This window comes from Paenibacillus sp. FSL H7-0737, from assembly GCF_000758545.1.
Taxonomy (GTDB): domain Bacteria; phylum Bacillota; class Bacilli; order Paenibacillales; family Paenibacillaceae; genus Paenibacillus_AQ.
In genome coordinates, this window is the sequence record NZ_CP009279.1 from 5,657,101 (window position 1) to 5,672,241 (window position 15,141).

General features: G+C 43.2%; 19 protein-coding genes and 1 riboswitch. Of the genes, 6 read left to right on the forward strand and 13 right to left on the reverse strand.

The genetic code is table 11. The features are described from left to right. Positions 1–188 precede the first annotated feature (188 nt). Positions 189–941, forward strand: a complete 753-nt coding sequence (hemQ, locus tag H70737_RS24685; protein WP_042191564.1) for a hydrogen peroxide-dependent heme synthase — start codon at positions 189–191, stop codon at positions 939–941. Positions 942–1,000: 59 nt separating this feature from the next. Here hemQ and H70737_RS24690 read toward each other — a convergent pair whose 3' ends face one another. Together H70737_RS24690 and H70737_RS24695 are read right to left on the reverse strand one after the other, a co-directional pair. Further along, a complete protein-coding gene (locus tag H70737_RS24690) occupies positions 1,001–1,279 on the reverse strand; it encodes a hypothetical protein (protein ID WP_042191567.1) in 279 nt (92 codons plus the stop codon). 1 nt (position 1,280) lies between these two features. Further along, on the reverse strand, positions 1,281–2,474 hold the full coding sequence (locus tag H70737_RS24695) for an NAD(P)/FAD-dependent oxidoreductase (RefSeq protein WP_042130890.1): 1,194 nt from the start codon (positions 2,472–2,474) through the stop codon (positions 1,281–1,283). A gap of 331 nt (positions 2,475–2,805) precedes the next feature. Between H70737_RS24695 and H70737_RS24700 the strand changes: the two genes are divergently transcribed. After that, positions 2,806–3,780: an NAD(P)/FAD-dependent oxidoreductase gene (locus H70737_RS24700; protein ID WP_094877850.1), complete on the forward strand. Its 975-nt coding sequence runs from the start codon at positions 2,806–2,808 to the stop codon at positions 3,778–3,780. 131 nt (positions 3,781–3,911) lie between these two features. Here H70737_RS24700 and H70737_RS30490 read toward each other — a convergent pair whose 3' ends face one another. Further along, entirely contained in the window at positions 3,912–4,055 is a 144-nt protein-coding gene (locus H70737_RS30490) for a sporulation histidine kinase inhibitor Sda (protein ID WP_036685584.1), read from the reverse strand. Between the two features lie 314 nt (positions 4,056–4,369). After that, positions 4,370–5,032, reverse strand: coding sequence for a YheC/YheD family protein (locus tag H70737_RS24705; RefSeq protein WP_042191569.1), 663 nt, complete (start codon positions 5,030–5,032; stop codon positions 4,370–4,372). Positions 5,033–5,363: 331 nt separating this feature from the next. On the opposite strand from H70737_RS24705, the gene H70737_RS24710 reads away from it, so the two are divergent. Next, positions 5,364–5,573, forward strand: coding sequence for a hypothetical protein (locus H70737_RS24710; protein WP_042191571.1), 210 nt, complete (start codon positions 5,364–5,366; stop codon positions 5,571–5,573). A gap of 67 nt (positions 5,574–5,640) precedes the next feature. Here the strand turns inward: H70737_RS24710 and H70737_RS24715 are convergent, their stop codons facing one another. Beyond that, the gene (locus H70737_RS24715; RefSeq protein WP_042191573.1) at positions 5,641–6,093 is read right to left on the reverse strand and encodes a GNAT family N-acetyltransferase; all 453 of its coding nucleotides are present in this window, start codon (positions 6,091–6,093) and stop codon (positions 5,641–5,643) included. A 101-nt stretch (positions 6,094–6,194) separates the two neighbouring features. Beyond that, a complete protein-coding gene (locus tag H70737_RS24720; RefSeq protein ID WP_042191575.1) occupies positions 6,195–6,554 on the reverse strand; it encodes a HesB/IscA family protein in 360 nt (119 codons plus the stop codon). Between the two features lie 372 nt (positions 6,555–6,926). Here H70737_RS24720 and mqnE point away from each other — a divergent pair, with 372 nt between their 5' ends. Both mqnE and H70737_RS24730 read left to right on the forward strand, forming a co-directional pair. Beyond that, the gene (gene mqnE / locus H70737_RS24725) at positions 6,927–8,033 is read left to right on the forward strand and encodes an aminofutalosine synthase MqnE (protein WP_042191577.1); all 1,107 of its coding nucleotides are present in this window, start codon (positions 6,927–6,929) and stop codon (positions 8,031–8,033) included. Between the two features lie 49 nt (positions 8,034–8,082). Next, positions 8,083–9,144: an NAD(P)/FAD-dependent oxidoreductase gene (locus tag H70737_RS24730; RefSeq protein ID WP_042191580.1), complete on the forward strand. Its 1,062-nt coding sequence runs from the start codon at positions 8,083–8,085 to the stop codon at positions 9,142–9,144. A 68-nt stretch (positions 9,145–9,212) separates the two neighbouring features. Here the strand turns inward: H70737_RS24730 and H70737_RS24735 are convergent, their stop codons facing one another. Then, positions 9,213–9,467: a YuzB family protein gene (locus H70737_RS24735; protein ID WP_042191582.1), complete on the reverse strand. Its 255-nt coding sequence runs from the start codon at positions 9,465–9,467 to the stop codon at positions 9,213–9,215. Between the two features lie 81 nt (positions 9,468–9,548). Here H70737_RS24735 and H70737_RS24740 point away from each other — a divergent pair, with 81 nt between their 5' ends. After that, positions 9,549–9,797 carry a NifU family protein gene (locus H70737_RS24740; protein WP_042130899.1) on the forward strand — a complete coding sequence of 83 codons (249 nt, stop codon included), beginning with the start codon at positions 9,549–9,551 and terminating at the stop codon, positions 9,795–9,797. Positions 9,798–9,952: 155 nt separating this feature from the next. Here H70737_RS24740 and H70737_RS24745 read toward each other — a convergent pair whose 3' ends face one another. The 6 genes from H70737_RS24745 to H70737_RS24770 form a co-directional block, all read right to left on the reverse strand. Continuing rightward, positions 9,953–10,810: a MetQ/NlpA family ABC transporter substrate-binding protein gene (locus tag H70737_RS24745; RefSeq protein ID WP_042191585.1), complete on the reverse strand. Its 858-nt coding sequence runs from the start codon at positions 10,808–10,810 to the stop codon at positions 9,953–9,955. Between the two features lie 58 nt (positions 10,811–10,868). Continuing rightward, the gene (locus H70737_RS24750; RefSeq protein ID WP_042191587.1) at positions 10,869–11,528 is read right to left on the reverse strand and encodes a methionine ABC transporter permease; all 660 of its coding nucleotides are present in this window, start codon (positions 11,526–11,528) and stop codon (positions 10,869–10,871) included. Then, complete coding sequence (locus H70737_RS24755; protein ID WP_042191589.1) at positions 11,528–12,544, reverse strand: methionine ABC transporter ATP-binding protein; 1,017 nt, start codon at positions 12,542–12,544, stop codon at positions 11,528–11,530. The genes H70737_RS24750 and H70737_RS24755 overlap by 1 nt, the downstream gene beginning before the upstream one ends. Positions 12,545–12,644: 100 nt before the next feature. Continuing rightward, positions 12,645–12,784, reverse strand: a riboswitch (SAM riboswitch). Between the two features lie 100 nt (positions 12,785–12,884). After that, on the reverse strand, positions 12,885–13,619 hold the full coding sequence (locus tag H70737_RS24760) for a Cthe_2314 family HEPN domain-containing protein (protein ID WP_042191592.1): 735 nt from the start codon (positions 13,617–13,619) through the stop codon (positions 12,885–12,887). Between the two features lie 109 nt (positions 13,620–13,728). Further along, on the reverse strand, positions 13,729–14,706 hold the full coding sequence (locus H70737_RS24765) for a COX15/CtaA family protein (RefSeq protein ID WP_042191594.1): 978 nt from the start codon (positions 14,704–14,706) through the stop codon (positions 13,729–13,731). Between the two features lie 89 nt (positions 14,707–14,795). Continuing rightward, the gene (locus H70737_RS24770) at positions 14,796–15,140 is read right to left on the reverse strand and encodes a thioredoxin family protein (protein WP_042194485.1); all 345 of its coding nucleotides are present in this window, start codon (positions 15,138–15,140) and stop codon (positions 14,796–14,798) included. Position 15,141 lies beyond the last annotated feature (1 nt).

Below are 15,141 nucleotides of genomic sequence, written 5' to 3' on the forward strand. Positions count from 1 at the left end.
TACAATGCATATAGATTAATAAATCATACATAGTCTATGATGCAGGAGCTTCGTAGCTAGTTTTACGCGACGTTATTTCAAGCGGAGCCTATGCTTCGTAAAACAAAGCGTATGCTTCCGATGTTAGTTTTACGCGATGTTATTTCAAGCGGAGCCTATGCTTCGTAAAACTTTTAAGGAGTGAGATCATGAACGAAGCCGCTATGACACTGGAAGGCTGGTATGCATTGCATGACTTCCGCTCACTGAACTGGACCGCATGGACGGCAGCAGATGATGAAGAACGTGCCGTTGCTCTGGAAGAATTACATGCTTTTATGCAAGAATGGAGTCCTGTCGAAGAAGCCAAACAAGGCAGCTCCGCGGTATATTCCATCGTTGGCCAGAAGGCCGATTTCGTAATGATGTTCTTGCGCGAAAGCTTGGAAGATCTGAACCAGCTTGAGACGGCCTTTAACAAAATCGCTTTTGCTCAATATACAACTAAAGCCTATTCCTACGTAAGTATTGTTGAATTAAGCAATTACCTTGCGGGGGGCAGCGATGGTAGTGATCCTATGCAGAATCCGCATGTTATCGCACGTCTAAAACCTGTTTTGCCGCAAGCGAAGCATATTTGCTTCTACCCAATGAACAAGAAACGCGAGCTCGCCGATAACTGGTATATGCTTGATATGGATAAACGTCGGGAGCTGATGGCTTCTCACGGATTAATCGGACGTGGTTATGCGGGTAAGGTGAAACAAATTATTACCGGCTCCGTAGGTTTTGATGATTGGGAATGGGGCGTAACCCTGTTCGCTGAAGATCCGCTGCAATTCAAGAAGCTGGTTTACGAAATGCGCTTTGATGAAGTCAGTGCTCGCTACGGCGAATTCGGACCTTTCTATGTCGGCAACCTGCTGACTGAGGATTCTTTTGAAGAAATGCTTAAATTGTAATTGTAATAACAAAAAGGGTGAGTCTCCAGATCTTTATGGAGACTCACCCTTTTTAAATGCTATAACGAAGTTCCTGCTTCCTCATCCTCTTCGCTGTCATCTTCATCATCACGCAGACTTTCCAAATATTCAGCCGTAGCCCTGTCACGCGCTCGCCCTTTTTCCTTTAAGCGTTCAATGCCAGGGAGAATGAGCAGATCAATTTCCTTTTGAACAACATACGCTAGATCGTACTGATTCTGATCCTCAAGATAAGATCCAACCTCAATCAGTCCGTTATATCGGTCCAATTCTTCTCGGGTCAGCAATCCACGCACCTGCACGCTGCAGTGACGCATCTTATAAGAATCTTCCTTTTTTCAGAACCAGCGGAATCCCACCGATAATGAACAAATAGCGCATATCCACAACTTTTTTCAATTGAGCTGCAGTCCAGCCCTTGTAAGTTTTGCTGCCAACTACAGCAATCCCTTGACCTTTACCTAGAGAAGCTACTGTTCCTTTATTGCTGAATGCAAATTTCTTGGGTTGTTGATTACGGATCGCAGCCACCAAATTATGTGCACAGCACTCTCCCTGTTGCATAGCAATTTGTGCCGTTGGCGGATAAGGACGCCCTTCTGGGTTAATCATCAAGGAGCCGTCTCCAATAATGAAGATATTGTCTTGGCCTGGTGCACGTAAATATTCATCTACTTTCACACGTCCACGCATAGCTTCAAATCCTGCAGCTTCAATCAGACGATTCCCTCGAATTCCGCCTGTCCAGACAATTGTAGAAGCCTTAATCTCTTCGCCTGATGCCAGAATTACACCGTTTGGTAGACATTCCTTGATCGCAACGCCCATCTTGAATGTAACACCCTTCTTAGTGAGCAAGTTCATCGCATACTCAACAAGTTCAGGAGCAAATCCAGGCAGAGCTGTTGGAGCAGCTTCTATGTTATATATATTTACCATGCTTGGATCAACGTCAAATTCTTTGCACAACCCAGGGATGCGGTCAGCTAATTCGGCCACAAATTCAATTCCGCTAAAGCCGGCACCACCGACTACGAAATTGATATGCTCCTGTGCATTGTTCTCGTTCTTATATTTGGCAAATTGATACTCAATATGTTCACGAATCAAACGAACGGAGTTGATGCTCCGGATCGTCAGTGCGTATTTATCAAGTCCTGGAATACCGAATGTTTCAGGCTCTCCGCCCAAAGCAATGACGAGATAGTCATACGAAAGAGTACCATCCTCCAAAATAATCTTTTTCTGCTGGGTACGAATTTCCTGAACAGATGACTTAACGAGATCGATCTTGAATTCATCGATTAGTTTAGAAATAGACACCCGAGTGTGTTCAATACTATCTGTACCCGCGGCAGGCATATGTAGATGGGTAGTAAAATAGTGGTACTCGTGACGGTTTACGAGCGTGACATCCGCTTCATTATAGTTCAAAGCCTTCTGTAAGCGCTGTGCGGTCAAAATACCCCCATAGCCCGCGCCTAAGATTACGATTTTGGGAATACTACTCATGTTCCGGCTCCTTCCAAGAGGTAAATCTGTCTTTGTATTTTTTATTGAAACAATGTACGGTCCTTTTTGTGAATTTATACACTTATATTTAGAAGAAATTCCAATCAAACTTAAAGGATTTCTAAATTGACCATATCCATTGTAAACCTTAGTGTACTATTAATCAAACATTAAAATACTAAAAAACGTCACATTCTTATTGTGTTCTAAAGTCTTTCTTTGCAGGTATGTGTCACAATGTTTATAATAAGAAAGAATACAAGTATGGCAAAATGAATATATCAACTCGGAGGTGTAATATCCCGTGACACAAGAGCAATCCGGCGTTCCTATGAGCGACCTTTTAATCATAGGTGGCGGTCCAGCTGGCATGTTTGCCGCATTTTACGGTGGGATGCGTCAGGCATCCGTAACACTTATTGAAAGTATGCCCCAATTGGGAGGACAACTTGCTGCACTTTATCCTGAAAAATACATTTATGATGTAGCAGGTTTTCCAAAAGTAACTGCACAAGAATTGGTTGACAACCTGACACGGCAAATGGATATGTTCCAATCGAATATCCGGCTGGAGGAGAAAGTAATTTCTGTTCAGAAACGGGACGAACGCCATTTTGTAGTTACAACTGATGTAGCAGAATATCACAGTAAAGCTATTATCATTACAGCTGGCGTAGGCGCTTTTGAACCTCGTCGTTTAGAACTGCCAGACGCAGGACGGTTTGAAAAAGCCAACCTTCATTATTTTGTAAATGATTTAAATGCCTTTAAAGATAAAAAAGTTCTGATTAGCGGTGGTGGAGATTCCGCAGTAGACTGGGCACTAATGCTGGAACCGATCGCGGAGCAAGTAACCCTGATTCACCGCCGGGATAAATTCCGTGCGCATGAGCACAGCGTAGAGAATCTGATGGCTTCCAAAGTTAACGTAATTACACCTACTGAAATTACAGAACTGCATGGTGACGAGTTTATTACTAAGGTTACCTTATCTCATATCAAGACCAAGGAAACACAAGAAATCGAAGTCGACAGTGTAATCGTCAATTTCGGATTTGTTTCCTCTCTGGGACCCATTGCAGAGTGGGGCATCGATATTGAAGGGAACTCCATTGTTGTTGACTCACGTATGGAAACGAGTATTCCGGGAATCTTTGCAGCTGGCGATATTACCACATATCCAGGTAAGCTGAAGCTAATTGCTGTAGGATTCGGCGAAGCCCCAACGGCTGTGAATAATGCAAAAGTCTACATCGATCCGGAAGCCAAGCTTTCACCAGGACACAGTAGTAATATGAAACTCTAATTCTATCTACCACAATAAAAAAGGGTATTCTGACAGGCCTATCAATACTAGCCTATCAGGATACCCTTTTATGTTTGTGACTCGCGGTTTATTTATATGTAGCCAGCTACAAAGGTATACTTTGCGCTCTTTTAATGAAGAACCGCATGAACTGGAGAGTGTAAGTTTCGTTTGCGAATCTCAACGAGTAGAAGAGCGATGAAATCATGCTCTAGTTGCAGTTCTATCGCTCTATGGTAAGAGTCTAGAAGCATCTCATCGGACAATTCAACCATAACGTTCATCTACCTTTCCTGTATTTGGATCTGAATCTATCATATCAAACTATCATTTTTCGAACAAGCGTTCGTGTTATCCACAAGTACATGTGGAAATCCTGTGTATAATATGTGCGTAAGCGTTACAAAGGTGATACCTGCACAGTGGAATATGGGGATAATAGTTATACACAGGACTGAACCACTTGTATACAGCTAAAAATATATTTTTATTGTAAATAAATTACAATATAATTTACCCCAAAAGAACGCAACTAAACGCAATTTTATCTTACTACTCTATTATCGTCAATTCTAAAATTTTTGTTAATTTACTGAGGTCTTGTATTAACCTCCAGAATCCATATTTTACCTGAATAATCCACGGCGTAATCAAAACCCAGTTCCCCTATTCCAGGGAAATGCCGCTCCATCAGTTCGATACATACGAGCGTTAGCCTGCGCATTTCTGCTTTCTTCGCTGAGGCTTTAATTCGAGGCAAGGATCTGCGAAGTCCTTCTCGACAAGAAAGCATCGTGCCACCTTTACATAAATTAGTTACGAACAGGCCAGGCCGGGCCAATCTTCCCACCATAGAGCGAAACTCCCAAACACCACCATTTCTCACTACTTTGACCCGATAATCAATAGGACGCCCACCAATTCTGGCGAGAGAAATCCCCTGTTGAATCAAATATTTACGTCTAACCTTGACGAAATGAAGCGCTCGTCTCATGGATCTAAAGTCCTTGTAAATTCGAGTTCTGTCCATATAAGTAAATCCATAACCTCGACTATCCCGAAACACTTTAATTACACCGTAGCCTCCACCGCCAACTATTGGTTTAATAACAACATTTCCGTATCTCCGGAGCATAGCTAACAGTGAGTCAGCCGAATACACCCTCGTCATTGGTATATAATGAGAAACCCTCGCGTCACTGAGCAATGCTTCTGTCTTCAACCATTTGCTAGCCAATTGTCTTCCCGACATCGTCCTTTCCCTCCTTTCACATTCCAGCCTACCCTATACATTACTCAGAAAAGGCCCCACCCTCTTGTATGATTGTCCGTGTAGGAGGAAACTCTTAGCAAAAAGGGCTTAGAGCTTGTATCGACAACATTCTCAATCTCGCAGGTTAGATTGCAGATTTTGTAGAACCTCATTTCTGAACATTCGACATCTAAATCGCAATGGATGAGTTCACTATAACTAGAATAATCTTCAAAATCGTTGTATTATTAATAGCGGTTACATTTTCAATTCCTACTATATAAATAATGAATTAGAGGCTCGCTAAAAAACAGCGCGGGGAGGGCTCGGAATGGCTCAGTTTTTCGAGGTATTATATTGGGTGGCCATGCTTGGGATGTCCATCGTATTGGCTGGAACGACTATACTGATCTGCGCTATTGGCTTTAAATTCATTAAAGACAGACGCAGAGCACTGGGTGCTGGCTGTATTGCCTTTTCCCTTGGAGCCGCAGGGCTCATCGTGTTTATGATTAATTACAAGTTTATTATTCCAGCCTAATTGTACGCAGGAACAAACAAAAGCCCTCTCGAGGAATTCCATCGGAGGGCTTTTGCTTGTATGTCATTCATATATCTAGCGTAAGACGGATCATATCCACTACCTTGATCCCATTTTCAACAATCTCTTCACTATAATGCCTGATAAAAAAATCTCTATCGATTCCGGTAATTCTAAATCCACATTTCTGATAAAGAGCCAGTTGTCCTATACTAGAATTTCCCGTACCCACTTCAATCGTCTTCGCACCAAGTAATCTCGCATTCTGAATCGCATGATAGACCAACTGCTTTCCTATCCCTTTACTTTGCTGACTCTCATCAACAGCTATATTCACTAGCTCCACTGTCTCAGGTCTCGTTTGTAGCAAAACATAGACACCTATAATGCAATTCTCCACTTCAGCTACAAAACATTGCCCTCTTTTTAAATACGCTTCAACAAGACTTAGGGAAGGATCGGCTAATAACAACAAATGTAAGGGTGGTTGTTCTTCTGCGTTTAATTTCCTAATTAGCATGCTTTGAGCTCCTTGTGATGACTTTTGTCATTGAGAATAAAAAAAGCCTCCAAGCCCGTGTTGTAGAAATCAACATGGGGCTTGAAGGCGTAACGTCGCGATTAGCAAGGCTCTTCGTTCGGTTTTCCTGCATCCGTAGCTGTACGGAAGCTTGAGCCACAGCCACAGGTTGCAGTAGCGTTCGGGTTATTAATGGTGAAGCCACCTGTCATGCCGGATTCTTCAAAATCAATTTCGAGACCATCAAGGTAACGAAGATTTTCTTTCTCCACGACAACCTTCATTTCTTGGATGTCCATATATACGTCCTGATCAGTTTCATTATCATCAAAGCCCATAGCGTAAGAGAATCCACTGCAACCGCCGGGCGTTACTCCAATACGGAGGAACATGTTCGGCACTTCTTGTTCAGCAAGCATCGCCTTTAATTGTTCTGCTGCCTTTTCGCTAATATTAATCATGATCATATCCTCCTATAAATTAAACTTACTTCAACAGAAAAACTTATGTTTAAGAGACCTTCCGGTCAAAAGTTACTTTCTTAAAAATATATACTTAATAAACTCAGTATAACCGACTATTCCATTACCCTCAAGTCACAACTGCCTTATGCTTGACCTGCCACACCAAAATAAACCATCCATATCCAGCTGTTGATCCCCTTATAAGAGAGGTTTATAATAAGGAAGGCAAACATAAGTAAAAATTCGGAAATTTGTCACGGAGGCTAAACCTCCGATTTATTTTCATGAATGAACAGCTACCGTCTGGGTAAGTCTGGGAATTATCTGCGGGCAATGGACCCCGTAAAACTTTCAGGAGGAATTTATTATATGTCTACTCTTTTCACCCCCCAAACAGACGCCCGAATGATGAACATTATTGAAAAAGTTCGTGGCGGCGAAAGATTGAATTTAGAAGATGGCGTTTATTTATATCAAAGTAACGACCTACTTACGATTGGCCAATTAGCAAATGAAGTCAATCTTGCAAAGAACAACAACAGGGTATATTTTATCGAAAACATGAGTCTATATTTCACCAATGTTTGCGAATCTCACTGTGCATTCTGCAATTTCCGCAAAGATGATGGAGAAGAGGGTGCTTATACCCTTTCCGGTCAGGAAATGGTGCAATATGTCGAACAGCATATTCATCCAAGTGTGCGCGAATTCCATATCGTAGGCGGTCATAATGACAAGGTTCCTTTCCAGTATTACGTGGATTCTTTAAAAGCCTTGAATGAACGTTTCCCTGAGGTAACCTTAAAAGCATACACTGCAGCCGAAATCGATTTTTTCACCCGAATTAGCGGATTGAGTATTCGTGAGGTACTCGAACAGCTGCGTGCTGCAGGACTTAAGACACTTACTGGTGGCGGTGCAGAAATATTATCCGATCAATACCGTAAAAAAATGCGTGTAGATAAAGCTAATGTGGAAGAATATCTAGAAGTTCACCGAACAGCACATCAGCTTGGCATGAAGACACATACAACTATGCTTTACGGCTCGATTGAATCTCATGAAGATCGTATCCGGCACATGATGCAGATCCGCGATCTACAAGATGAAACCAATGGCTTTATGGTATTCATTCCATTATCTATGCAGCCTAAGAACAAGAATGCAGGAATTATGCGCCGCAACTCCGCTTATGAGGATCTGAAGACGATTGCGATCAGCAGATTGATGCTGGATAATTTCGATCACATCAAAGCGTACTTTATTAATATCGGTCCTCAGCTTACTCAAGTTGCACTGAATTTCGGTGCTTCTGACGTCCATGGTACTATTCTTAAAGAACGCATTAGCCATGCGGCTGGTGCCTTAACACCTGAAGGCCTCACTCGCGATGAATTGATCTGGTTAGTAAAAGGTGCTGGACGAATTCCAGTAGAACGCGACACGTTCTACAATGCGATAAAGGTATACGAATAAAAGACTACCTAGATCCGTTATCCTATATTGGAAAGGAAGTTCGGTCAGCATGAGAACACTACTCGTTCTGGGCGGCGGCTATGGCGGCTTGGCCCTAATTCAAGAATTGCTCAATAATCACCTTCCACAGGATATTGAAATTATCTTAATTGACCGAATGCCTTATCAAGGAATCAAAACGGAATATTATGCGCTTGCCGCAGGTACAGTAACTGACTATCACTTGCGGATCCAGTTTCCGGTTCATCCCCGTCTCACTATCCGTTACGGTGAGGTGAGTTCCATTGATTTGGAGAGTAGAATCGTTACAATGGAGCCTGACGAGACTGTGTCTTATGACATACTTGCCATTGCACTAGGTTGTACCGACAATTACCATAACATCCCTGGAGCTGATCAATATACTTGCAGTATCCAGACCTTTGCAGGAACACGCGAAACTTACCAACGTTTAAACGATGTGAAGCCTTATGGAACAATAAACATTGTAGGCGGAGGACTAAGTGGAGTGGAATTGGCGGCAGAGCTTCGGGAGAGCCGACCAGATCTTAATATTGCTATTCTGGATCGCGGTGAACGTGTCTTATCTGCCTTCCCTGCGAAGCTGTCACAGTACGTGGAGGAATGGTTTCACCACCATCAAGTACAGACACTTGGACGTGTCTCCGTATCCCATGTAGAAAAAGATGCGCTTTTTAACGGTACAGAGGAAATTCTTTCAGATGTTACGGTATGGACCGCGGGGATCCAACCGGTGAAGGTTGTTCAGGAATTAACAGTCCCGAAGGATCGCGGAGGACGAATCATTCTGGATGAATATTATCGTGTACCTGATTATCCAGAAGTGTATGTAATTGGCGACTGCGCCAGCCTGCCATTCGCTCCAAGCGCACAAGCCGCAGGAGCGCAGGGTGAGCAGGTTGCTCAGGTTATTCAAGCCATGTGGCGCGGCGAGACCCCTAAGCTTCATCCTATTCGTCTAAAGGGTACCTTAGGCTCACTAGGCAAGAAAGCTGGATTTGGTCTGATGGGCCAGCGCTCCGTAAAAGGACGGGTTCCCCGTATCCTTAAGAGCGGGGTACTCTGGATGTCAAAACGCACTTTAGGATAAACCTAAGGGCTGCTCTTTTCCGTTATAAATACGAAAAAGAGCAGCCCTTTATTTTCCACAAAAAGCATTTAATCAAGATCCATATTAAACCAAGCCTCTAGCTCTTTGATTTTAGTATCAATTTTCTTTTCTAGCTCGTCAACAGTATCTGCTGCAACGATGTCCCCTTCAACCATGGCAAACGGGGTTAAATAACATTCCCCACAATTGTTCAGGCATCCGTATTCGATCACATCGTAATCTGGATTTTCCTCCAGCTTATGCATTAGCTTGTCTGTTCCGTGACCCATGTTACTGGCACAAAATTCAATAATTGGTCTCATGATGATCTCCCTATTCCGCCTAACCATTTTATTTTTTAACTTTTTGTACTATAATGAACTTACGAAAGGAGTGATTGAGAAATGAGTGAGAATGCACAAAGCACCGAAATGTATGATGAAGTATTGGAAGTGCTGGATAAGCTTCGTCCGTTCCTGCAACGCGATGGCGGCGACGTTGAACTGGTCGATGTAGAAGACGGCATCGTTAAGTTGAAACTTATGGGTGCCTGCGGCAGCTGCCCAAGCTCCACGATCACCTTGAAAGCCGGGATTGAACGCGCCCTTCTTGAAGAAGTAGAAGGCGTACAAGAAGTTATGCAAGTATTCTAATCCCATTCAATATCATTCCCGATCCTCCTCTTCAGGAGATCGGGATTTTCTTATTATAGAGGATTTAGCCTTCCCCTACAACATACAGCATAAAACCCGCATGCCATTAGGCAGCGGGTTTTATGCTGTATTAGAGATTAAGTTAGCTTTCTGTCTTAAAATGCTGGAATGATCGAGCCTTTGTACTGCTCTTCAATAAAAGCTTTAGCTTCTGGAGAATTCAGTGCAGCGGCAAGCTTTTTGATTGCATCGGAATCTTTATTGTCAGGACGAGCTACCAAGATGTTAGCATAAGGGGAATCCGTTCCCTCGATGAACAATGCATCTTTAGTAGGAACTAGGTTAGCTTCCAAAGCATAGTTAGTGTTAATCAAGGCAAGATCTACTTCATCCAATTGACGACCTAACATTGCTGCATCTAGCTCAATGATTTTAAGATTTTTCTTATTCTCAGTGATATCTGCTTGGGTAGATGTGATGTTGGTATCATCTTTCAAAGAAATCAGTCCATTTTTGGCAAGCAGGATCAGTGCACGACCACCGTTTGTAGCATCATTCGGGATGGCTACTTTCGCACCATCAGCCAGCTCGTCGATGGATTTGATTTTTTTGGAATAAGCACCAAAAGGTTCAACGTGAACGGCTGTAACAGAAACTAGATCCGAACCGTTCTTTTGATTCTGGTCATCCAGGTAAGGTTGATGTTGGAAGAAGTTAGCATCCAGATTCTTCTCTGAAAGCTGAACGTTTGGTTGAACATAGTCAGTGAATTCTTTGATTTCTAATTTAATTCCTTGCGCTTCAAGCAATGGAGCAATAGCTTTTAGGATCTCAGCGTGTGGAACAGGTGAAGCACCAACCACCAATTTTACAGGTTCTGCAGATGACTCAGTTGCAGCACCATCTTTTGGTGCATTAGTAGCAGCCGAGTTAGAAGCATTATTGTTATTGCCGCAAGCAGCCAGCACCACAACCAGTGTCAGACTAAAAAAAGTAAGTAGTAATTTTTTCATTTTAAATCCCCCTCTTATCCTTGGTATTTGTATGAATAAGGCTATATATGGACGTACCTTATTTCCGTGTGAAATGTCGTACTAGTCGATCACCGGCCATTTGTAGCAGTTGCACCAGTATGACCATTAAGACTACAGAGATAATCATAACTTCCTTCTCATATCGGTAATATCCGTAACGAATCGCTAGATCCCCTAACCCGCCGCCGCCTACCATCCCGGACATTGCCGTATAGGAGACCAGTGTAACCAGTGTGATCGTAACCCCAGCGAGCAGACCTGGACGAGCCTCTGGCAAAAGAACACGCATAACGATCTGATTCGTGGATGCTCCCATCCCTTGCGCCGCTTCGATTACTCCACGATCCACTTCTCTTAATGCCGTTTCCACCAAGCGAGCAAAGAATGGAGCTGCACCAATCACGAGCGGTGGAATCGTACCAAGTACTCCAATGGAGGTTCCAACGATAGTTTTGCTAAAAGGAATTAAAGCCACCATCAAAATGATAAACGGTACGGAACGCAAGATGTTTACAAAGAAAGATAAGACCGAGTAAATTACTCTGATTACTATACTATTCGATCTTCCCCATAAATACAATAGAATTCCGAGTGGTAAACCAAGAATAATTGTGAACAATCCAGAGAATATTAACATTTGCAAGGTAGCAACTGTAGCATCCATCATTTCTTGCCAGTTTAAGTCTGCGAAATTCATTACGAAATCACCTCCACTTCAAGGCCTTGAGCGGTTAGTTCGGCTATCGTCACAGCGATCGCTTCAGCTGGACCTTCGAACCGAACAATCATTTGTCCATAAGGTACGTCTTTTATCGTTGAGATGGTACCATGCAGAATGGCGAAGCTAACACCTGTCTCACGTACTACATTGGAAAGTGCAGAGCCGTAGGTCTTCTCTCCGAAAAAAGTAATTTTGACGGCCTGAGAGTTGTCCCCAGCAGCAGCGTCAAGCGCCGTACGAAGGGGTCCCTCATTCTGTGATTCACTGCGAATGAAATCGCGAGTGACCTCATGCTGCGGCTTCAGGAATACCTCCGTGACTTTACCTTGCTCAACGATACCACCACCATGAATGACCGCAACACGGTCGCAGATGCTCTGAATCACGTGCATTTCGTGAGTGATCAGCACAATGGTCAGATGGAATCGTTTATTAATATCGAGCAATAGCTTAAGAATAGAGTCTGTCGTTTGTGGATCAAGCGCAGAGGTTGCTTCGTCACACAGCAGCACATCGGGGTCGCTGGCAAGTGCCCGTGCGATGCCCACCCGTTGCTTTTGTCCGCCTGATAATTGGGAGGGGTATTTATCCCGGTGTTCTTCAAGCCCCACTAAGGCAAGCAAATCTTTCACTTTAGTATCAATATCTGCTCTCGAAGTGCCTGTGAGTCGCAGAGGAAAAGCAATGTTATCGTACACCGTTGCAGAAGATAGCAGATTGAAATGTTGAAAAATCATCCCAATTTTGCGCCGTTGTTCCTGCAGCTGACCTTGAGTAAGCTTGGTTAGTTCAATGCCATCTACCCAAACTTCCCCTTCTGTCGGACGCTCCAACAGATTAATGCAACGGATCAATGTACTTTTCCCCGCTCCAGAATGGCCAATAACTCCGAATATTTCACCTTTTTCGATAGACAAATTCAATCCGGAAAGTGCTGAAGCCGCATGGCTGCCTTTTCCATATACCTTTGTTATTCCTTTTAGATTAATCAACGCTCGTCGCCCCCTTTATAATTCACTTATTCCATACAAAAAAACCTCCGACGATCGATGCAGATCGCAAGAGGCTCTGTGTGTTTATTTAGACAATGCCTTCTCATCTGCCAACGACCACAAACCTTGCGTCATTGTAGGAATTAGCACCATGACATTTGTACATAACGCTAATCGCGCTGTATACAAATCGGTTGCCGGGCTTCATCGGGCCTATCCCTCCGCCACTCTCGATAAGATATAGAGTATGAAATTTTATGTTTGAATTCGTACAGACTTTAATGCAAGCATAAGTATAGTAAGTTTCTTGTTTTTTGTCAAAAGGAAATATCTTGAACGCTTAGGATTGTACACGCTTTGCCTTGCTGATTTCCTTACGCAGCTGTTCATTGCTGTAGCTGAATGCCGCGATTAATGTTTTACAGTTCATTTCAAGGGACTGCTTCAAATCCTCAAGATGGCTATCTAAATCCTCAAGCTGAATTTTGTCATGCAAGCCTTGATGTCGCTGCCATAAATCATCCTGCATTTCGGAATTCATATAATGAATTTCAGCATTTCTGCGCTTGCGTAGATTCTCCAGTGGATCACGATAAGAGTTCTTGATCTGTTCCAGTTGATCCGCTAATGCAGGATGCACATTCAATAACTGAAGTTGACGCAGTACTGTAAAATAAGAAAAGTGCGTTTTTAATTTGGAGGTTTTGAGGTCATAAAAATGATTCAGTACCGTTCCAAGCTTGTCCAGAAGAGAGAACACACGAATAAATCCATCTTTATAAAAATAAACATACCGCGCATAATCGCCTTGTTCCACTGGTGACATATCGTCCATATAACCAGCGATTACCGATTTCCGGTAAAAAGCAGCTGCGAACCAGCTTTGCTCCAATTCATCCAATGAGGAGATCAGTCCACGTGTCCAAATCTCCAGCTTGCGGTATTCATGGTCATTATCCTCATGAGCGTTCATTTCCTTGCGCAGTAAGGCTGCAAATGTGGCCATGTTCTCCATCGCGTCAGCCAATACACCGCTGTTCTTTCGAGGCGGCTCTCCAAGTATAACCCGCAGCATATCCCAGTCCTCCTAAAGTTTTGTCCAGCACCACGATATACCGATTTCCACTTTATTATTCCGAAGGTAAAGCGACTCTATCCACGGTGGGAACTTTCTACCAAGGGTGTTACAACGGTGTCATTGGATTCGTTGGATTTTTTTCAACAACTACATTTCTCGCGCGATTCAGCTGCCAGACTCTTACACTCATATAACATAAGACACCAAACAAACTAGCGATCAACAAAATATGAGCCAAAGCGGCAAATATGTACAATCTTTCATTATCTAGTGTGTAAACAACAGCAGCTCCACTAAATACCTGCATCAAGCACAGCAGAACAGCCGCTACGCCAAGAGCTCTTAGCTCTGGGTAATCCTTATGTTTCCAAAAAGCTAAATGTCCAAGCACCGCAGTAAGAATGAATAAGATCAAAGCCGCAATCCGGTGCGTAAAAACAATACCTACTCCCCCGGAAAGCTCGGGAACCCATTCACCGTTACAGAGCGGCCAGCCAGAACATCCACCGCGCGAATCCGTATGACTAACAAAGGCTCCAATATAAACAACAACATAGGAATAAAAGGCCGTAAAGCAGGTTAAATTGCGGAAAGCCTTACTGACGGGTTGCTTCTGAAGCTCCATCTTAGGATCGTACTCACCTGCTTCATGTCGCCTTTTAGTTCCTAGAGCCAGCATTAGAGAACTTGAAAAAGCGATCAAAGAAAAGCCCATATGTAGTGCCATTACAGCAGCAGATTGGGATTTAATCACTGCAAGCGCTCCCATACCACCTTGAACAATTACAAACAGCAACGTCATGAATGCATATACTAACAAGTCCCGCCGATTTCGAGCATAACGCCAAAAGGCAATCATCGAGGCAAGTGACAATAACCCTGCCAATCCGCTAAACAAGCGATGGGTGTATTCAATCATCGAACCTACAGTATAGGCCGGAATCAATTTCCCATGACAGAGCGGCCATTCATTTCCACATTCCAATCCCGATCCAGTCTTCGTTACAACCGCTCCCCCTAGTACAGCGAGGAACATGATAAGGCAAGTAAGATAACTAAGCCATTTCAACTGATTTGTCGACAAAAATATCACCCGCAGTTTTTAGTAATGAAGAAGCATCTTAAAAAACCACCGCTTTTGCTCGAACAGGCGAAAGCGGTGGTTTTCCGGAATTACTGTTGAAGGCTTTGATGCACTTGAACCGCTTTATCCAGGAAATTCTCAATTTCCTCGCGGGATTTACGTAATTTATTAACGAATCTAACCAATTCACGTCCATCGGAATACGCGACAAAGCTTGGAATACCCATAATATTTTGTTCCTGACTAACGTCACCCACAGCATCAACGTCAACCTCAACCAGCGTTAGACGATCTGCATAGGCTTGCTCTACCTCAGGAATAAAAGGATCGATAAATTTACAATCCGAGCACCAGTCCGCCTTGAAGATGGCTACAGTTAATCGAGGAGATTGAATGGCTACCTGAAATTCAGCAGGAGAACTAATTTTGTCCATA